Genomic DNA, 18,151 nt, shown 5'->3' on the forward strand with positions numbered 1-18,151 from the left:
GGTAGAGAACAGATGAAAGCGATCGAAGTCACCGGGAAGATTGATGCTGATGGCAATCTGATTCTAGATGAGCCAATTCAAGGAACAACTTATCCTCATCAGGTGCGGGTAATTGTTTTGGTTCCAGAACAAGCAGAAGTCGAAGCAATTGACACTGATGATACACCTATAGAAGAAATTAAAGCTAGCTTGAAAAGGGCATTACAACAAGCAAAAGCAGGGCAACGCATACCGCTATCCCAGATGTGGGAGGGAATCGATGCCGAATGAACAACCAATAGTCTTTATCGATTTAACTCCTGAATATAAACAAAACTTACTTGAACTTTCAAAAAGATTTCGCAACATTCGTTTTGATATTCAACCCATCATCGAGCAATTACAACAAGGAGAAGTGGTAGGAGATAGGATTGCTGGCATTGGTGAGGAATATGTTGTTTATAAGATGAGAGTTCGCAACAGTAATATCCAAAAAGGTAAGAGTGCGGGATACCGCTTAATTTATCAAGTTGAGTCACCTACAAGTATTTTGCTGCTAACGATTTATTCCAAGTCTGACCGAGAAGATATTGGTGCTAATGAAATTCGAGATATTGTGACTAATTTTTATAGTGAAGAATAATATAGTAAGTCTCCGTGAGCTATATGATTGGTTACAAGTACCACATCTAAGTATTTGGGAATGTGAGGATGTCAAATTTTGTGAAGCGTAAATCTGGCGATCGCCAACTCAAACGCCGTCCCTTAGGCTTAATTGTGGTGATTTTAGCTTGGAGTCTGGCTATGGGCTGGCTGCTTTCCTTAGCAACTAGCGCCCATAGTGCCACTACTACATCAGACATTGGTACAGTTGATGTAGTCCCTGCACAATTTGAGTTAGGGAAACAACTATATCTAGATAACTGTGCTACTTGTCACATTGCTTTGCCACCAGAAGTATTACCTACCCAAACCTGGAGGAATCTGTTACAAGACTCACAGCACTACGGAGTGCAACTCACACCTTTAGTTGATCCACCCCGGATGCTAGTGTGGCGGTATCTCTCCACTTTTTCTCGTACACAGCTAAAAGACGAAGCCACCCCCTATCGCGTCAACAACTCTCGTTACTTCCAAGCCTTGCATCCCCATGTCAAGTTACCGCGCCCCGTGGAGATGAGCAGTTGTATAACTTGTCACCCCAGCGCCAGAGATTTCAATTTTCGCAGCCTGACTCCAGAGTGGGAAATGAAGTAGATGCGGGAGATGAAGGATTTTTTTCCCTTGTCCCCTTGTCCCCTAATCCCCACTCCCCAGTCCCCTCAGTTGGAGGCAAAATGATACTATTAAAAGAGTTGCAAAATTAAACTATGAGATACCACCAATCAGTTGTCTAAATGATTGGATTAGATTGTTGTCGTTTTTGAGTTAATTCTCGCTTGAGAACCCATCCCTCACATAAATGACTGGGTTAGGTTAAATTCTTCTTATAATCAATATCAAAACTTTAATCCCCATCCCCTTGATTTAGTTCCATAATCTGCCATGCTAAAACTCTTGTTGGGCGATCCCAACGCTCGTAAGCTTAAAAAATACCAACCTTACATTACTGAAGTTAACCTCTTAGAGGAAGACATTCAAGCTCTTTCTGACGAGGAGTTAAAAGGTAAAACAGCAGAATTTAAACAGCGGCTAGCTAAAGGCGAAACCCTGGATGATATTTTGCCGGAAGCCTTTGCGGTGGTCAGAGAAGCAGGACGGCGAGTCTTGGGGTTGCGGCACTTTGATGTTCAGCTGTTGGGCGGTGTCATTCTGCATTCAGGACAAATTGCGGAAATGAAAACCGGGGAGGGTAAAACCCTGGTTGCTACTTTACCGAGTTATTTAAATGCCCTCACTGGTAAAGGTGTACACGTAGTTACAGTCAACGATTACCTGGCTCGTCGGGACGCAGAATGGATGGGACAGGTGCATCGGTTTATGGGATTGAGTGTGGGGCTAATTCAGTCGAGCATGATTCCCAGTGAACGCCAGAAAAACTATGAGTGCGATATCACCTATGTCACCAACAGTGAGGTAGGCTTTGACTATCTGCGGGATAATATGGCGACATCAATGGCTGATGTGGTGCAACGCCCGTTTAATTATTGTGTGATTGACGAAGTAGACTCAATTTTAGTGGATGAGGCGCGGACACCGCTAATTATTTCTGGGCAGGTAGAAAGACCTACAGAAAAATACCTCCGAGCTGCGGAAATTGCTTTCACATTGCAAAAAGATGAGCATTACGAGGTAGATGAAAAAGCTCGGAATGTGCTGTTAACTGATGAAGGCTTTGCGGAATCGGAAAATCTTTTGGGAGTTACAGATTTATTTGACCCAGAAGATCCGTGGGCGCACTTCATGTTCAATGCCATTAAAGCCAAGGAACTATTTCTCAAGGACGTAAATTACATCGTCCGGAATGGGGAAGTGGTAATTGTGGATGAATTTACTGGGCGGGTGCTACCAGGAAGACGCTGGAGTGATGGACTGCACCAAGCAATTGAAGCTAAAGAACATGTAGATATTCAGCCGGAAACGCAAACCCTGGCAACAATTACTTATCAGAACCTGTTCTTGCTGTATCCCAAGCTAGGCGGGATGACGGGAACGGCAAAGACCGAAGAACCAGAATTTGAAAAAATCTACAAATTAGAAGTTGCAGTAATTCCCACCAATAGAATCAGAAGACGCCAAGACTGGCCAGATATGGTGTTTAAAACCGAGCCTGGTAAATGGCGAGCGATCGCCGGGGAATGTGCAGAAATGCACCAACTTGGCAGACCAGTATTAGTTGGAACCACCAGTGTAGAAAAATCAGAATATCTCAGTCAGCTGCTGAAGCAGATGGAGATTCCCCACGAATTACTAAACGCCAGACCAGAGAACGTGGAACGGGAAGCAGAAATTGTCGCCCAAGCAGGACGTAGAGGTGCTGTCACCATTGCCACAAACATGGCTGGTCGGGGTACAGATATCATCCTTGGTGGTAACTCCGAATACATGGCGCGTCTGAAGTTACGGGAATACTTCATGCCTCGTTTGGTGGTTCCAGACAATGAAGATGTCTTTGGTGTACAAAGAGCTGCTGGTCTACCCACAGGACACGGTGGTGGACAAGGTTTTGTCCCTGGTAAAAAAGTTAAAACTTGGAAAGCTTCCCCAGAAATTTTCCCCACTGAGTTGAGCAAAGAAAGCGAACAGCTATTGAAAGCGGCAGTGGAAGTGGCTGTGAGAGAGTATGGCGAACGTAGTTTACCGGAACTGGATGCAGAAGATAAGATAGCTGTGGCAGCAGAAAAAGCTCCCATAGATGACCCTGTAATTCAAAAATTGCGGGAAGCTTACAACCGGGTGAAGCAAGAATACGAAGAGTTTACCGAAACAGAACACAACGAAGTAATTGAACTTGGTGGTTTACACGTAATTGGTACAGAACGCCACGAATCACGGCGGATTGATAACCAATTGCGCGGACGTGCGGGACGACAAGGTGACCCTGGTTCCACCAGATTTTTCCTCAGTTTAGAAGATAACTTACTGCGGATTTTTGGAGGCGATCGCGTCGCTGGGTTAATGAATGCCTTCCAAGTAGAGGAAGATATGCCCATTGAATCTGGGATGCTGACCCGCAGTTTGGAAGGCGCCCAGAAAAAAGTGGAAACCTACTACTACGACATTCGGAAACAGGTATTTGAATACGACGAGGTAATGAACAACCAACGTCGCGCCATCTACGCCGAACGCCGTCGGGTATTAGAAGGTCAAGACTTGAAAGAACAAGTAATCAAGTACGCCGAAAAAACGATGGATGAAATCGTTGATTTCTACATCAACCCAGACTTACCCTCGGAAGAGTGGGAATTAGAAAAGTTGGTAGAGAAAGTCAAAGAATTTGTCTATCTACTTGCGGATATGCAAGCTAGTCAATTAGAAGACATGTCTGTGAGCGAGATTAAGGCGTTCCTCCACGAACAAGTACGAATCGCCTACGATCTCAAAGAAGCACAGATTGACCAAATTCAACCAGGGCTAATGCGACAAGCTGAAAGATTCTTTATCTTGCAACGCATTGATACCCTATGGCGGGAACACTTGCAACAAATGGATGCTTTACGCGAATCCGTAGGATTACGTGGTTATGGGCAAAAAGATCCGTTAATTGAATACAAGAGTGAAGGTTACGAACTCTTCTTGGATATGATGGTCAACATCCGCCGAGATGTCGTTTACTCATTGTTCATGTTCCAGCCGCAGCCGCAGCCAGTGGTGCAAGCATCATCAGAGATGGTTTAAGTCTAACTACATACACCATTACTTCCCGCCACGACACTAAAATCAATAAAACTTAGAACTCGATGAATCAGTTAAATCATTCATCGAGTTTTTAGTATTAAGAATAATTAACCACCGATAAAGCAAGGTGTGTACGAACTAATACCAATTTTATAAAAGGACGATCGCTTGACTTTTAAGACAGTCGCTACGCCTACACTGATAAAAGCCTTGCAAAATTAAGGTTTTAGATTTTTATAAGCGCGATAGTGATTAAAGAGGGTCAATCGTCAACTCACAAGCGATCGCCTAAAAAAAACACGCCATGCGGTAAGCGTAGCTATGCCGTTAGGCTTATCGCTCATCTTGATAAACATCAATAATACTAAAATTTAGGGTATGAAATCTTCGTTGAGAACCTGTTCTAGAGAAAAAGGTGGCTGTTCAGGAAATAGTTCAGAGGAGAGTTGATGTTTTCTAATTGTATCTTTTCTTCCATCTGTATAACAGTCTATAAATAGATTATTGAGAATAGATTTCAAACTAGGGCTATCGGCAAGAATATATAATATTTGTCTTCGTTGCTCAACCACAGTTGTGCGCCAACCTCTAGCATTATCATCTTTTTCTAAAATCCAAAATTGCAGTTTTAATAAATGTTCAATTAACACTATTAATCGAGTTTTTAATTCTTTCTTTTCACTCCGACCCATGCTGTCGATTTCTTCAAGCAGATTATCAATATCTAATTGTTCTAGATTTCTCTCTTTTAAGAATTTAACAGTGGTTTGTATCCATAAATAAAAATCTTGTTCATATAATGCTTTATTTGTATTAGAGGTTAGCATACAAATTTTTCCTAATTCGATAGGATGATGATTACATTATATCGGGATTTTCAAGAGCGATAAGTTTAACGGCATAGCTACGCTTACCGCGCAGCGTGCGTTTTACGCGATCGCTCATCAGCAGATTAGATTTTTTGCGTGTCTGTTGATACTTCAATATTTGCGGTTAAACCAACGTGAGTTCGACGGATCTAAAAAACCCCGCTTCCAAACCTCTCCCCTGCAAGGAAGTTGCAGCTTGTTGTCAGACATTACCTGTGGGAGTTGAGAGATAATAATGGCGATCGCTTGTCTAGAAAAAATCAATAAAGGTAAATTATTATTGCTATTTAAAGCTCACGCAGAGACGCAAAGGCGCAAAGAAGGTTTTTATAATAAATTCCCAGGCGATCGCTCTTATTCCGGTGTAAAATGACGAGCGATCGCTTGCATTCATGTATACGACATTACAAATTAGTTTTATATTCAACAAAAAAGAGGTCTACTTTGACCTCTTAGCAACTCCCTAGAATGATGTTTGTTAAATAACAATTAATTACAGCAAACCAGCATTAGTACCTTGCTTACCAGTTGCTAATTCTACCTTAACGATTTTTCCGCCCATTTTTTGAATGCGTTGCTGTTCGCGGAACCAATTTTCGTAAGGAACTAACTTAGTAAAGTAAGTGTTTTGTAGCTCTCTTTGGGTACGAATCCGGGTTTGACTGGGTACACAAGCAGTAATTTTAAACAATCGCGACATATTCTTCTTCTCCTACTGTGATTGTGAAAGCTTTTTTATTTCAAACAAAAATGGGAGTGTGTATTTTATGCAAATGTTTAAATTAATCACTCCAAGCCTGGAAATCAAGCATCAATACTAGACCGCTAACACTCATTCAACATATAAGCAATAAAACGTTCTAGCACTCACAATTGATTTCCAGACCTTATAAAGCTGCACCTAATCTCTTAGGTACAAACCAGCTTTTAGCTCAAGCCAGAGGAGATATAGTCTAAGTAAACACCCATTTCTTTACCAGCATCGGGGCCTACTAGGCTAGCGGTTACTTCTTTGATAGCTTGGATAGCTTGTACAGTAGCACCTACGGGAACTCCCAAGGAGTTGTAGGTTTCTTTCAAGCCATTCAATACGCGCTCATCCAAGATGGAAGGATCGCCAGCTAGCATAGCGTAGGTAGCATAGCGTAGGTAGTAATCCAAGTCACGGATACAAGCAGCATAACGACGGGTGGTGTACATATTACCACCGGGACGAGTGATGTCAGAGTATAGCAGAGACTTAGCTACAGCTTCTTTGACGATGGCAGCTGCGTTAGCACTGATGGTGGTAGCTGCACGAACGCGCAGTTCACCAGTTACGAAGTAGCCTTTGAGCTTTTCTAGTGCAGCGGTGTCAAGGTATTTGCCTTGAACATCTGAAGCATTAATGACGGAGGTAATTGCGTCTTGCATGTTGTTATTTCCTTATTTCCAACCTTATTGCAATACTTGTGTTTCAGCAGAAGTAAAAATAGCTTCAGCTTACTGCATCGCACCGACTAGGTAGTCGAAGTAAGCGCCAGCTTCACCAGAGTCTTCAGCAGACAACAGGGTAGCAGCAACATTCTTCATCGCGGTAACGCCACCAGCCACAGCATCGATAGGTGTGCCGAGGGACTTGTACATTTCGCGAACACCCACAACGCCGATTTCTTCGATGGGGGTAACATCACCGGAAACAATTCCGTAGGTGACAAGGCGGAGGTAGTAGTCTAGGTCACGCAGACAGGTAGCGGTCATTTCTTGTCCGTAAGCGTTTCCACCAGGAGAAACAACGTCAGGGCGCTTTTGGAACAATTGATCGCCAGCTTGCTTAACAATGCGCTCGCGGTTGTCGGTCAAAACTTGAGCGATGCGGAGGCGACGTTCGCCACCAGAAACAAAGCTTTTGATCCGATCCAGTTCGCCAGGGCTAAGATAGCGGGCTTCTGCATCAGCATTCACGATGGACTTCGTGACGATACTCATTAATGGATTCCTCCAGTACTAATGAAACCAGAATTTGATTAAACTGGTGCGACTTTAAAATTTGGTTGGTAGAGTTGCTGTTTTTTCGTTGTGTCAGATACAACAGTTAAGCAACTGCTATAGCTGTAACATTACAAGTTTGCTTGAGTAAATACAACTCAACAATCTTGAGAGCGCAACATACCTTCCGCAAAATATTTTCCGGCATTCTGTAGAGCATTTATGACTGCTCTTAATACTTTGTAATATTACTTTTCAGATTTGCAATCACACTTGCTGGCTGAAAGCGTTACTACAAAAGGTTGCAGAGGGGTTAGGAGGGAAATGAAGGAGATAGGGGAGATGAGGAAGATAAACCCCTACTCCCCACTCCCCACTCCCTACTTCCTCGTTTCTAGCGATCGCTTGGTCGTCCTGTCAGTACAGAAGGTGACAAACTAGACCAAGATTGTTTCACTAAGTCAGCAGCTGCTTGGACACTACCGAGGTAGTTACCGGCTGGTAAAGATGGGTAGCGTGGGTATGGTACTACGTCTTCCCCAAAGAAGCGGGCATACTCTGGACTATCCACCATTGCCTCTACTGCGGCTCTTAAACCGCTATCAGCTAACAGTTTGTTATACTGGCGGATTTCGCCTTGTGTAGCGGGTGCGCGTCCCAATATGTGACGGAATAGGAATTCAATCACTTTGGTGTTGGGGTAAGGCGTATAGAACCGCTTACGGTAGATTTCTGAACTAGCTAGTTCTCTCACGAACTCCCGGACAGAAATTTCGCCATTCCGCAATTTGCTATCTAAGTTAGAACGGCGGTAGTCCTCAGGAACCTGACCACTAAATACATCCAACACTTGACAGTAAGCGGCGTTGATTACCTGTTGCTTTTCAGCTTGGCTACCACCTATGGTCATGCGGTGAATACGTGCAGGTTTACGGCGGTTTGTACCCACACCTACTTCTACCGATTGACCACGACCATCATTGAAGGAACGACCCAACTCAATGAACAACGGCTTGGTCTTATCCATAGACTTAGCTTGGGCTGCCAAATCTGCGATCGCCTTCGCTAAAATTGGTGTTTTCGCCGACTCGATGCGGGGCTTCACTGTTTCAAAGCTAGGCACAACCACATCTTTGTTTTGCTTGGTGAGTTGGTTGTAAAGCTTTTGCGTATTGGGGAAGTTAGCCGCAGGTAAAGTTGGGAAGCGACGATAAGGAACCGTATCTTCACCAAATGATTGGCTATATTCGGCACTTTCGACCATAGCGTTAATAAACGCCCGAATCCCTTGAGTAGCCAAAATTTGGTTATACTTGCGGATTTCTGCCTGGTCTAAAGGCGCACGTCCTAAGAAGTGCTTGGTTCCCAATTCAATTACTTTGGTGTTGGGATAAGGTGTGTAGAATTCTTTCAGGTAAAGATTGGAGTAACCCAAACCTGCAATAAATTCCTTGACGCTGATTTCGCCGTTACTGAGCTTACTTTCTAACGTTGTAAATTCGTTCTTGATGATGTACGGTGCAACATCGCGCTCGAAAATTTGGCGATAGGCGGCGCTAATCAAAGTTTGCATTGCAACTTTATTGCTGGTATTGGCTACCAACTTAAAGACTTTGGTTTGTTCGCGCTTCTTGGTAACGCCTTGGTTAATTCGGTATTGAATATCGGGTTCTGTCCGATTTTCGGTAACTGTACCCAATTCAACAAAGCGTGGTGTTTCTTGTTTTTCAACCTTCGCCGCACCAACATCTTCACGAATACTACCAACGCGTAATTGCCGCAAAGAGACACCAGCCGGGGTCAAATAGCGTTCGTAAGGAACTGTATCTTCACCAAAGGCTTGGCTGTACTCATCGGTATCAAGGATGGCATCAACCACCGCATAGAAACCTTTTTTGGCAGCGATATCAAAGTACTTGTTGTTTTCTTGGCGACCGTAAGTCGGACGACCCAACAAGCGGCGGTGCATGTACTCGATGGACTTACACACATACAGTGATGTCCAGTACAGCTTGCGGAATAGATCCGACTTCGCCAAAATGCGGATAAACTCCTTCATGGAGATATCGCCGTTTTCCAGCTTGATTTCTGCTACTTTCAGTCGTTGACCTTCGTAAACATCACGACCAAAAACTTGCAGGTAAGCTGCTCTAATTACTGCTTGGGTAGAGCTTTCGGAGAACTTGACGCTGACACCTTGACCACCCTTTCTGCTGAGAGTCGAAGGAATTTGGTCTAGTTTAAACACCTTGCGTCCCAGAGTACCAGGAGCTTCACCCCTGGCTTGGGGATTACTCAATTGGTTATTAATCCCAGGCCCTTGGTGAATCAAGATGCGGCGGGTATCCTTACCAAATGGTGCTGGGCTGCTGCTGGGATTGCGAGTTTCTTTCGGGAAAATCGCCCCAAACTGAATTTCCAAGGGGTCATTACCGGAACCGTAGGGATGTTGGTCTGGTAGCGGGCGATCGTAAGCAGCAAAGGTGGTAATAAACTGAGGTACTTTGCGGAAAGGCGCACTGTAATTAAACAGGTCTTGTTGCGGCCCCCAGTTACGACATTCTTGGGCTTCTTGACCCAGACCCCGGATGTAGGGTACTGTCTCTTCGCCAAAGTAGTCGCTGTATTCGTCAGAATCCACCAAAGCATCTACTAAAGCTGACAGACCGCCGTTAGAAATAATTGCAAAGTATTTTTGTACTTCTTCCCGGCTACTTGGCCCCCGTCCCAAAATGTGACGGAAAGCTAATTCGATAACTCGGCTGTTAATAAAAGGCTGGTAAAACTGTTTTTGGTAAAGAGGAGATTTAGCGAGACGGCGGACAAACTCCTTCATGGAGATATCGCCATTTTTTACCTTAGATTCCAGGTCAGAAATCGACAAGCTATAAGCACGGGTAATATCGCGCTCAAAAAGTTGCCGATAAGCTGCTTTGACAACTTCGGTTTTTTCGCTGGCTGATAAACCAGTCTTCATAACAAACTTGGGACGACGTTCTGCTGCTGCAAAGTAAATTTGTGGCAGCTGTAGTCCTTGTTGGTCACCGGAGGGACGTTGACGCAGTTTGTTAGAAGGCGTGGGGGCTTTAAATTCATTCAGCAGAATATCCATGTACTGAGACACAATATCTGTGGCCTCAGCATCCTTGCGGAAATAGGAAAGTGACGCTGATTTAATTTCTTGCAAAGCCACCAATGTCGCTTCACCAGAGCAAGCATTTTCAATGATTTCCCGCAAACCCCGTGTATTGACCACGATGATATTCGGGTCACCCGCGACAATGGCGTAAGTCGCATAGCGCAAGAACCAGGATAAATCCCGTAAGCTCTTGGCCATATTGCTAGGGCCATAACGAGCAACGTTGATTGGTCTAAAACCAGCCGGAGTTGGGCCACCAGGAGATGTATTAAAGATGGAACGAAGATTTTCTAGAAACCCACCACGACTTTCAACGTAGGTTACGGTTCCTAGTTTCATTCCTTCTGTCACACCTCCAGCAGAAGTAGCACCAGCCGTAGCCATAGCCAATTCTTCTACTTGAGGCTTTTCTAAGAAAGCCATTGGCGAACCACCGACAAAAATCCGGTTAGCCGCGCGCGAGACGATAATTTCCGAATTTTCCGTCAGCGTTTGAGCAATTTCCAGACGTTTTGCACCAGAGGCAAAATAGCTTGCCAGTTCGCTGAGTTCGCCAGTTCCCAAAAAGCGGTCTTGTTGTTCCGCTTGGGAAATTGTAGACACAGTTAGCGTTTGATATAGTTGCGGACGCGCAACCGAGCTTCCACCACTTGCCTTAACACTCATCTGATTTGTAAAACTCCCATCATAATTATTTATGTGTTAAGTCTGGGTTGTTTTGAGGCTTGACACATCAGTGTGATCATGCCCTTAGAGTGCCGCCTGCAAAACTGCCAGTAAATTAACCCAGTTAGCTTTAGATTAAAACGTTTTGCGTTTTCCCTGGTGATTTATTAAGAACTATGTAGAACCTGTAATCTAAATTCTGTTACTCCGGATGAGTATATATCTCTAGTGGGCTGTGATTATGAAAATTTTCCCATTTCAACTCTCTCTGGTTGACAGGCAATGCATATATTATTGCAGATATATAAATATTTAATATTTTCTTAATATAGTCGTGTTGCCCTACTAGAGTTGGGTCGGCGATAAGCCCGGAGGCTCTAGCAATCTCAAAGCCTTTATGTTCTCACTACGAATGAAGTTAAAATCAATATCAGAAGTTCAAGAATACAAATTATGAATTTAGCTGATAAAACCTCCTCTCGCAAAATAACACCAAAGTTAACTTATGATGTACTAATTGAAAATCAACCAGATGGCACAGTTCAAGTAAGGTAAGTTTAAATGTGAATAATTTAAGAATATTAGATACAGATGAATTATCACTTTTACAAAGAGGTGAGCCATCTATTATTAAGTGGTTAAGTAATTATAATCCTCAAGATATAACTATATTTATAGTTACAGCTTCTGAACAAATATGAAGACGAATGAATATTATTAGCAGAATACGGGAGTTGAGCCACAATGTATCAAGTAGATCCGCCCTTACCTCCTACAGAAACACTGCCAACGATGTATGATTTACCAAGCGAAAATCCGGAGGAACCAGGTTTGCCAGATGAATTTCACCTTATACAACCTGAATTACTCCGCATCACTTTTCGCCCCCATAGTTATACCGAGAATCAAGTTTTTACAGCGAGTGATTTAAACTTATACTATGACCCTCATCATCCCCAATGGTATAAGCGCCCCGATTGGTTTGCAGTGTTGGGAGCATCACGTTTTTATAATCAAACAGAACTGCGGTTAAGTTATGTGACTTGGCAAGAAGGAATCAATCCTTTTGTGGTGGTGGAATTAATATCACCAGGTACAGAAGCAGAAGATTTAGGAAGAAGTTTAAGAGAAGTAAATCAACCGCCTAATAAATGGTCAGTGTATGAGCAGATTTTGAGAATCCCTTATTATTTTGTTTTTAGTCGTTATACCAATGAGTTGCAATGTTTTGGTTTAATGATGAACCGCTATCAACCTCTCTCTGTAAATGGGTTAGGTGTGTGGTTAGAGGAAGCAGAACTAGGTTTAGGATTATGGGATGGAGAATATCAAGGGTTAAAAAGATTATGGCTACGTTGGTTTGATCGGGATAATAATTGGTTGCCTACACCTGAAGAACAAGAAAAACAACGAGCGGAACAAGAAAAGCAACGCGCTGACGCTGCTGAGTTAGAAGTTGCTAAGTTGCGGCAATTGTTACGTGAACAAGGAATCAATTTACCGGATAGCGAATAATCCTCTCCTATTCAATAGGTTTTGAGAAGAAGCAATTTGTTTGACTTTATTCATACACTTTCTTTTGCTTCTCCTCTCTGCGCCTTGGCGACTTTGCGTGAGATTAAAATTATCCCTTTAATCAGCAACGCCATCTGTCGGCATACCTTAAATATTAATTTCTATTTACAACTAAACAAATTTAGAAAGTCCCAACATAATCAACAACAAACCAGGTAAATAAGATAAGCGATTGAGTAACTGATTACTTGCAAGAAAAATTCCCACTTGTAAACCCAAATAAATCAATAATCCACTCATCCCGGCAATAATTACTGTTGTTTGCCAAATAGAAAGTCCCATAAGTGCAGCACCAATACCAGCCAAAAACGAGTCGAGGGGGCAAAGAAAAGAACTGAAGCAATTAATCTTTTTAAATCTTCCACCCTCACAATCAAAAAAATATACTGTGTCTCTTGCGTTAAAAATTCTATAACTTGTCGCTCAAGTACCCACCATTCGATAAACTCAGAATTGCCATAATCTTGCTTGCTCATCATGTCAGATTCTCAAACTGTTAGTGCTGCTGTTGCCAATCTCTACAACACCTACCCTTTTCCTCCAGAACCACTGTTAGATGCACCACCCCCTGGTTATAACTGGCGCTGGAATTGGTTAGCCGCCCATAACTTCTGCACAGGCTTAAAACCTAAAAAACAAGACATCCGCATTCTAGACGCTGGTTGTGGCACAGGAGTAGGTACAGAATACTTAGTCCACCTCAACCCCCAAGCTAGTGTTGTAGGAATTGACCTCAGCGCTGGGGCTTTGGCAGTAGCAAAAGAGCGTTGTCAGCGTTCTGGGGCTAACCGAGTTGAGTTTCACCATCTCAGCTTGTATGATGTGGAACAATTGCCAGGGGACTTTGATTTAATTAACTGCGTGGGTGTGTTACATCACTTACCTGACCCCATCCGTGGCATTCAAGCTTTAGCAAAAAAATTAGCTCCTGGTGGACTAATGCACATTTTTGTGTATGGTGAACTTGGACGCTGGGAAATTCAACTCATGCAAAAGGCGATCGCTCTCCTCCAAGGTGACAACAAGGGCGATTACCGCGATGGTGTGCAAGTCGGACGCAAAATATTTTCTTCCTTACCAGAAAAGAATCGTATTGTCAAGCGAGAAAAAGAACTTTGGTCATTAGAAAATCATAAGGATGAATGTTTTGCCGACATGTACGTTCATCCCCAGGAAATTGACTACAACATTGAAACACTGTTTGCATTAATTGACGCTTCTGAACTGGAGTTTATCGGGTTTTCTAATCCTGGGTTTTGGCAGTTAGAAAGACTTTTAGCAAAAGCACCAGATTTAATTGAACGGGCACAAGGATTAAGCGATCGCCAACGTTACCGCCTGATAGAATTACTAGATCCAGAAGTTACTCATTATGAATTTTTCCTCGGTCGTCTGCCGCAGATCAAGGTTGACTGGTCAAAAGATAAACTCTTATTGCAGGCAATTCCTGAACTTAATCCTTGTATTGAAGGCTTTCCTAATCAATGTATCTTTAATTACGAATACCAAATAATCAATTTATCAGATACAGAGTTGGAGTTTTTACAAAAGTGTGATGGTAATTCCCCTGTGGCAGAAATTTTAACAACAGTGCAGATCAGCTTGGATCAAGTCAAGACACTGCTTAAACAACAGCTGATTATATTGACACCAGGTTAAACAAGGCACCAAGACGCTGATTATACAATCGCTATTGACTAGAAAACGGCGAAATTTGAAGAAATTTGGAATTGTACAACCGGGAATTTTAGATATTTATCCCCCTCTTTCTCTGACACCATCGCCCTCTGATTTCCATTTTTCCATTACAGCGTCAGGCTTCTACCGTTAGGCTGAATATGACAAGAAGTTAATTGTTTTTTTCTAAAGTATTGTTACCTGATCATGATATGATTCAGCTGACTGAATGTGCAGTCATCATAAGTTAGCTGTACTGGTTTCAAGTCTCGTGAGCTTGTCAGAAAATTCGACTGATCCCACTCCCACAACACAACAAGACACTCAATCTGGTTTTGAGGACACAGAACCAGTAAGCTCTTCCATGCAAGAGTTTTATCAACTCTATCAGGAGTTGCTGGTAATCACACTTGCCTTGACAGGGATTGTTTTTATCTCTGTATGGATTGCTTATTCTCTAAACATTGCCCTGAATTATCTATTAGGGGCGTGTGCAGGTGTGCTTTACTTGAGGATGTTGGCAAAAGATGTTGAGCGTTTAGGTAGAGAAAAACAGGCCCTGAGCAAAACTCGGTTAGCCTTATTAGTAGCGCTGATTTTGCTAGCATCGCGGTGGAATCAACTACAAATATTGCCCATATTTTTGGGATTTCTTACCTACAAAGCCACACTCATCATCTACGTAGTGAGGATGGCTTTTATCTCTGACTAGCTAAAGCTCCGACAACCCCAAAAAGGCTGACAAAAGCTTTGCGTGAGGAATATCCACACAGCAAATTTGCTCCTCTTCTCCAGGTAATATTGGAGAAACGATTGATATGGAAAGAAAATGCTGAATTTTCTGAACTTCTACTCTCTTCCACTTGCCGAATTGGAAGTGGGTAAACATCTGTACTGGCAAATAGGCAACTTAAAGCTGCATGGTCAGGTGTTTCTCACCTCCTGGTTTGTTATTGGTGTACTAGTGCTAGTTTCCGTGGCCGCCAGCAGTAACATCAAAAGAATTCCCAGCGGTATACAGAACCTGATGGAGTATGCCCTGGAGTTCATTCGGGATTTGGCCAAAAACCAAATTGGCGAGAAAGAATATCGCCCTTGGGTGCCTTTTGTTGGCACTTTGTTTTTGTTCATTTTTGTGTCAAATTGGTCAGGGGCGCTGGTTCCTTTCAAGCTGATTCATTTACCAGAAGGTGAACTAACAGCACCTACAAGTGACATCAATACAACTGTTGCCTTAGCGTTACTGACATCACTAGCATATTTTTATGCGGGATTCAGCAAAAAAGGTTTAGGGTACTTTGGTAACTACGTCCAGCCAGTGTCGTTCATGTTGCCATTCAAGATTATTGAAGACTTCACCAAGCCTCTTTCCCTAAGCTTCCGTTTATTCGGCAACATCTTGGCTGATGAACTTGTAGTAGGTGTACTGGTATTACTAGTGCCCTTGTTTGTACCTTTGCCAGTAATGGCTTTGGGACTATTTACCAGCGCCATCCAAGCACTAATTTTTGCCACCTTAGCCGCTGCTTACATCGGTGAAGCGATGGAAGATCATCATGGCGAGGAGCATGAGGGGCATTAAATACCCTCAACAGTCATTGGTCATGAGTCATTAGTTTTTTAACAATGATTAAGGTCAAATGGCAACTGACACACAACAACTTCTAGACCCATTCAACTCAGTAAAGTAAGGAAAGAATATCATGGATCCATTGGTTTCTGCTGCTTCCGTTTTAGCTGCTGCTCTAGCTGTTGGTTTGGCTGCAATCGGCCCTGGTATTGGTCAAGGTAATGCAGCCGGACAAGCTGTAGAAGGTATTGCTCGTCAGCCAGAAGCAGAAGGCAAAATTCGCGGTACATTGCTGTTAAGCTTGGCATTCATGGAAGCGCTAACCATCTACGGTCTAGTGGTTGCTCTAGTGCTACTGTTTGCTAACCCCTTCGCATAATTCAGTACTGGGTGCTGAGTAAAACAAATTAGGAGTTAAGAGTTAGGAGTTAAGAGTTTAGCTCATAACTCATAACTCGTAACTCAGGACTCAGGACTAACAAAGTAGATTAAGAATTAGCAACCATGACACACTGGATCACCTTATTAGCTGTAGAAGAGGTTGCCAAAGAAGGGGGGCTATTCGATCTAGATGCTACCCTGCCCTTAATGGCAATTCAGTTTTTAATTTTAGCTATAGTGTTGAATGCAACACTATACAAACCATTGGGCAATGCTATTGATGGCCGGAATGAATATATCCGTAACAATCAATTAGAAGCACAAGAACGCTTGTCAAAAACTGAGAAATTGGCACAGCAATACGAGCAAGATTTAGCAGGAGCTAGACGGCAAGCTCAAACAATTATTGCTGATGCTCAAGCCGAGGCGCAAAAAATCGCTGCTCAGAAAATAGCAGCTGCCCAACAAGAAGCCCAAGTTCAAAGAGAACAAGCCTCTAGTGAAATAGAGCAGCAAAAACAACAAGCTTTTGCTTCATTGGAGCAACAAGTAGATGCTCTGAGTCGCCAAATACTAGAAAAGCTTTTAGGAGCAGATTTAGCAAGTCGGCGCTAACTCAAACGTAGGTTGGAATCATTAAGTGACATTGTAAAGACGCCTTTGCTAAGTAACAATTGGCGGCGTCAGTAATGTTAAGCCTTGGCAGCGCAGTTGTGGATGAAAAATCATGGGGACTTTTTTACTGTTGATGGCAGAAGCCAGCGCCGTCGCAAGTGAATTGGCGGAGGAAGCCGGGAATGGTGGTTTTGGTCTAAATACAGATATTTTTGACACTAACCTCATTAACCTGGCCATTATTATTACTGTGCTGTTTGTATTTGGTCGGAAAGTTCTGGGTAAAACCCTGACAACTCGCCGGGAAAATATTGAAACAGCAATTAAGAATGCAGAACAACGTGCCGCCCAAGCTGCACAGCAACTGAAAGAAGCGCAGCAAAAACTAGCACAAGCTCAAGCAGAAGCTGAAAGAATCAAAGCAGCAGCCCAAGAAAATGCTCAAGCTGCCGGCGAAGCTATTTTAGCCCAAGCGGCTGTAGACATTGAGCGCTTGCAAGCCGCAGGAGCAGCTGACTTGAGTACAGAACTAGATAAAGCGATCGCTCAGTTGCGACAGCGGGTAGTTGTTCAAGCATTGCAAAAAGTCGAGTCGGAACTAAAAAGCGGCATAGCCGACGATGCTCAACAAATTTTGATTGAACGTAGCATCGCACAACTGGGAGGCGAAGTATGACAAGTAAGGTAGCAACAGCTGAAATAGCCCAGCCTTACGCACAGGCAATGTTATCCATCGCGCAATCAAAAAACTTGACAGAAGAGTTCGGCGAAGATGCGCGGACTTTGCGGAGTCTGCTATCGGAGAACCAGCAGCTACAAAGCTTTATCGGCAATCCCTTTATTCAGGGTGAGAGCAAAAAAGCTGCCATCAAACAAATACTTGGTGAAAGTGCTAACCCCTACCTCCGCAACTTTTTGTTGTTGCTGGTAGACAAACGACGCATTGTTTTCTTAGAAGCAATCCTCCAGCAATATTTGGCGTTGTTGCGGCAACTGAATCAAACCGTATTAGCAGAAGTGACTTCAGCAGTTCCTCTATCAGAAACTCAACAGCAAGCGGTAGTGGAAAAAGTTCTCGCTATCACTGATGCTCGCCAGGTAGAGTTAGAAACTAAGATAGACAGCGAGTTAATTGGTGGTGTGATCATTAAAGTAGGCTCGCAGGTAATTGATGCCAGTTTAAGAGGTCAGTTACGCCGCCTTTCTTTACGTTTAGCTAGTAATTCGTAATTACGCTACTTCTAGAGTTTTCTGGCTGTGCTGGTAACTTGGAGGGAGATGAGAAAATTAAAGGAAAAGGGAAACGAGAAAAGTTTTCCCCACTCCCTACTCCCCACTCCCCACTCCCTAACCTGTTTTTCCGTCTCGAACGCA

Annotated in this window: 20 protein-coding genes; 13 read left to right on the forward strand and 7 right to left on the reverse strand. The window is 43.2% G+C overall.

The window, feature by feature from the left end; translation table 11 throughout:
• Positions 1-12 precede the first annotated feature (12 nt).
• From ACM0OT_RS04210 to secA, 4 genes are all read left to right on the forward strand, one after another.
• The gene (locus ACM0OT_RS04210; RefSeq protein WP_414563024.1) at positions 13-270 is read left to right on the forward strand and encodes a hypothetical protein; all 258 of its coding nucleotides are present in this window, start codon (positions 13-15) and stop codon (positions 268-270) included.
• The gene (locus ACM0OT_RS04215) at positions 260-622 is read left to right on the forward strand and encodes a type II toxin-antitoxin system RelE/ParE family toxin (protein ID WP_414563026.1); all 363 of its coding nucleotides are present in this window, start codon (positions 260-262) and stop codon (positions 620-622) included. The genes ACM0OT_RS04210 and ACM0OT_RS04215 overlap by 11 nt, the downstream gene beginning before the upstream one ends.
• 68 nt (positions 623-690) lie before the next feature.
• Positions 691-1,236 (forward strand): cytochrome C, encoded by a 546-nt coding sequence (locus ACM0OT_RS04220; RefSeq protein WP_414563028.1) that lies wholly within the window; start codon positions 691-693, stop codon positions 1,234-1,236.
• Positions 1,237-1,524: 288 nt separating this feature from the next.
• A complete protein-coding gene (gene secA / locus ACM0OT_RS04225) occupies positions 1,525-4,317 on the forward strand; it encodes a preprotein translocase subunit SecA (RefSeq protein WP_414563030.1) in 2,793 nt (930 codons plus the stop codon).
• Positions 4,318-4,688: 371 nt separating this feature from the next.
• On the opposite strand, the gene ACM0OT_RS04230 is transcribed toward secA, so the two are convergent.
• Entirely contained in the window at positions 4,689-5,144 is a 456-nt protein-coding gene (locus ACM0OT_RS04230; protein ID WP_414563032.1) for a DUF29 domain-containing protein, read from the reverse strand.
• Positions 5,145-5,421: 277 nt separating this feature from the next.
• Between ACM0OT_RS04230 and ACM0OT_RS04235 the strand changes: the two genes are divergently transcribed.
• Positions 5,422-5,559: a hypothetical protein gene (locus tag ACM0OT_RS04235; RefSeq protein WP_414563034.1), complete on the forward strand. Its 138-nt coding sequence runs from the start codon at positions 5,422-5,424 to the stop codon at positions 5,557-5,559.
• Between the two features lie 120 nt (positions 5,560-5,679).
• Here the strand turns inward: ACM0OT_RS04235 and ACM0OT_RS04240 are convergent, their stop codons facing one another.
• From ACM0OT_RS04240 to ACM0OT_RS04255, 4 genes are all read right to left on the reverse strand, one after another.
• On the reverse strand, positions 5,680-5,886 hold the full coding sequence (locus ACM0OT_RS04240) for a phycobilisome linker polypeptide (protein ID WP_414544061.1): 207 nt from the start codon (positions 5,884-5,886) through the stop codon (positions 5,680-5,682).
• A gap of 227 nt (positions 5,887-6,113) precedes the next feature.
• On the reverse strand, positions 6,114-6,599 hold the full coding sequence (gene apcB / locus ACM0OT_RS04245) for an allophycocyanin subunit beta (RefSeq protein ID WP_414544060.1): 486 nt from the start codon (positions 6,597-6,599) through the stop codon (positions 6,114-6,116).
• 69 nt (positions 6,600-6,668) lie between these two features.
• Positions 6,669-7,154, reverse strand: coding sequence for an allophycocyanin subunit alpha (gene apcA / locus ACM0OT_RS04250; RefSeq protein ID WP_414544059.1), 486 nt, complete (start codon positions 7,152-7,154; stop codon positions 6,669-6,671).
• Between the two features lie 394 nt (positions 7,155-7,548).
• The gene (locus tag ACM0OT_RS04255) at positions 7,549-10,959 is read right to left on the reverse strand and encodes a phycobilisome rod-core linker polypeptide (RefSeq protein ID WP_414563037.1); all 3,411 of its coding nucleotides are present in this window, start codon (positions 10,957-10,959) and stop codon (positions 7,549-7,551) included.
• 744 nt (positions 10,960-11,703) lie between these two features.
• Between ACM0OT_RS04255 and ACM0OT_RS04260 the strand changes: the two genes are divergently transcribed.
• Entirely contained in the window at positions 11,704-12,474 is a 771-nt protein-coding gene (locus tag ACM0OT_RS04260) for a Uma2 family endonuclease (protein WP_414563039.1), read from the forward strand.
• 171 nt (positions 12,475-12,645) lie between these two features.
• On the opposite strand, the gene ACM0OT_RS04265 is transcribed toward ACM0OT_RS04260, so the two are convergent.
• Complete coding sequence (locus ACM0OT_RS04265; protein ID WP_414563041.1) at positions 12,646-12,816, reverse strand: hypothetical protein; 171 nt, start codon at positions 12,814-12,816, stop codon at positions 12,646-12,648.
• Positions 12,786-13,013, reverse strand: a complete 228-nt coding sequence (locus ACM0OT_RS04270) for a hypothetical protein (protein ID WP_414563043.1) — start codon at positions 13,011-13,013, stop codon at positions 12,786-12,788. Before ACM0OT_RS04270 ends, ACM0OT_RS04265 begins: the two co-directional genes overlap by 31 nt.
• Here ACM0OT_RS04270 and ACM0OT_RS04275 point away from each other — a divergent pair.
• The 7 genes from ACM0OT_RS04275 (at position 13,012) to atpH (ending at position 18,007) form a co-directional block, all read left to right on the forward strand.
• Positions 13,012-14,193 carry a class I SAM-dependent methyltransferase gene (locus ACM0OT_RS04275; RefSeq protein ID WP_414563045.1) on the forward strand — a complete coding sequence of 394 codons (1,182 nt, stop codon included), beginning with the start codon at positions 13,012-13,014 and terminating at the stop codon, positions 14,191-14,193. The two genes, ACM0OT_RS04270 and ACM0OT_RS04275, sit on opposite strands and share 2 nt — an antisense overlap.
• 289 nt (positions 14,194-14,482) lie before the next feature.
• Entirely contained in the window at positions 14,483-14,923 is a 441-nt protein-coding gene (locus tag ACM0OT_RS04280) for an ATP synthase subunit I (RefSeq protein ID WP_414563047.1), read from the forward strand.
• A 117-nt stretch (positions 14,924-15,040) separates the two neighbouring features.
• A complete protein-coding gene (gene atpB / locus ACM0OT_RS04285; protein ID WP_414544050.1) occupies positions 15,041-15,793 on the forward strand; it encodes a F0F1 ATP synthase subunit A in 753 nt (250 codons plus the stop codon).
• 121 nt (positions 15,794-15,914) lie between these two features.
• Complete coding sequence (atpE, locus tag ACM0OT_RS04290) at positions 15,915-16,160, forward strand: ATP synthase F0 subunit C (RefSeq protein ID WP_010994186.1); 246 nt, start codon at positions 15,915-15,917, stop codon at positions 16,158-16,160.
• A 125-nt stretch (positions 16,161-16,285) separates the two neighbouring features.
• Entirely contained in the window at positions 16,286-16,777 is a 492-nt protein-coding gene (locus tag ACM0OT_RS04295; RefSeq protein ID WP_414544049.1) for a F0F1 ATP synthase subunit B', read from the forward strand.
• A gap of 112 nt (positions 16,778-16,889) precedes the next feature.
• The gene (locus tag ACM0OT_RS04300; protein ID WP_414563050.1) at positions 16,890-17,453 is read left to right on the forward strand and encodes a F0F1 ATP synthase subunit B; all 564 of its coding nucleotides are present in this window, start codon (positions 16,890-16,892) and stop codon (positions 17,451-17,453) included.
• Positions 17,450-18,007 (forward strand): ATP synthase F1 subunit delta, encoded by a 558-nt coding sequence (gene atpH / locus ACM0OT_RS04305; RefSeq protein ID WP_414544047.1) that lies wholly within the window; start codon positions 17,450-17,452, stop codon positions 18,005-18,007. The genes ACM0OT_RS04300 and atpH overlap by 4 nt, the downstream gene beginning before the upstream one ends.
• Positions 18,008-18,151 lie beyond the last annotated feature (144 nt).

The sequence above is a fragment of the Anabaena sp. CCY 9613 genome (assembly GCF_963920895.1).
Taxonomy (GTDB): domain Bacteria; phylum Cyanobacteriota; class Cyanobacteriia; order Cyanobacteriales; family Nostocaceae; genus Cyanocohniella.

Bases quoted from the DNA above. Each gene is read 5' to 3' on its own strand.
- ACM0OT_RS04255 (WP_414563037.1), bottom strand. From the start codon at position 10,959: ATGAGTGTTAAGGCAAGTGGTGGAAGCTCGGTTGCGCGTCCGCAACTA.
- ACM0OT_RS04265 (WP_414563041.1), bottom strand. From the start codon at position 12,816: ATGGGACTTTCTATTTGGCAAACAACAGTAATTATTGCCGGGATGAGT.
- atpB (WP_414544050.1), top strand. From the start codon at position 15,041: ATGCTGAATTTTCTGAACTTCTACTCTCTTCCACTTGCCGAATTGGAA.
- ACM0OT_RS04240 (WP_414544061.1), bottom strand. From the start codon at position 5,886: ATGTCGCGATTGTTTAAAATTACTGCTTGTGTACCCAGTCAAACCCGG.
- ACM0OT_RS04220 (WP_414563028.1), top strand. From the start codon at position 691: ATGTCAAATTTTGTGAAGCGTAAATCTGGCGATCGCCAACTCAAACGC.
- atpH (WP_414544047.1), top strand. From the start codon at position 17,450: ATGACAAGTAAGGTAGCAACAGCTGAAATAGCCCAGCCTTACGCACAG.
- atpE (WP_010994186.1), top strand. From the start codon at position 15,915: ATGGATCCATTGGTTTCTGCTGCTTCCGTTTTAGCTGCTGCTCTAGCT.
- ACM0OT_RS04230 (WP_414563032.1), bottom strand. From the start codon at position 5,144: ATGCTAACCTCTAATACAAATAAAGCATTATATGAACAAGATTTTTAT.
- ACM0OT_RS04210 (WP_414563024.1), top strand. From the start codon at position 13: ATGAAAGCGATCGAAGTCACCGGGAAGATTGATGCTGATGGCAATCTG.
- apcB (WP_414544060.1), bottom strand. From the start codon at position 6,599: ATGCAAGACGCAATTACCTCCGTCATTAATGCTTCAGATGTTCAAGGC.
- ACM0OT_RS04300 (WP_414563050.1), top strand. From the start codon at position 16,890: ATGGGGACTTTTTTACTGTTGATGGCAGAAGCCAGCGCCGTCGCAAGT.
- ACM0OT_RS04275 (WP_414563045.1), top strand. From the start codon at position 13,012: ATGTCAGATTCTCAAACTGTTAGTGCTGCTGTTGCCAATCTCTACAAC.
- apcA (WP_414544059.1), bottom strand. From the start codon at position 7,154: ATGAGTATCGTCACGAAGTCCATCGTGAATGCTGATGCAGAAGCCCGC.
- ACM0OT_RS04270 (WP_414563043.1), bottom strand. From the start codon at position 13,013: ATGATGAGCAAGCAAGATTATGGCAATTCTGAGTTTATCGAATGGTGG.
- secA (WP_414563030.1), top strand. From the start codon at position 1,525: ATGCTAAAACTCTTGTTGGGCGATCCCAACGCTCGTAAGCTTAAAAAA.
- ACM0OT_RS04235 (WP_414563034.1), top strand. From the start codon at position 5,422: ATGGCGATCGCTTGTCTAGAAAAAATCAATAAAGGTAAATTATTATTG.
- ACM0OT_RS04260 (WP_414563039.1), top strand. From the start codon at position 11,704: ATGTATCAAGTAGATCCGCCCTTACCTCCTACAGAAACACTGCCAACG.
- ACM0OT_RS04215 (WP_414563026.1), top strand. From the start codon at position 260: ATGCCGAATGAACAACCAATAGTCTTTATCGATTTAACTCCTGAATAT.
- ACM0OT_RS04295 (WP_414544049.1), top strand. From the start codon at position 16,286: ATGACACACTGGATCACCTTATTAGCTGTAGAAGAGGTTGCCAAAGAA.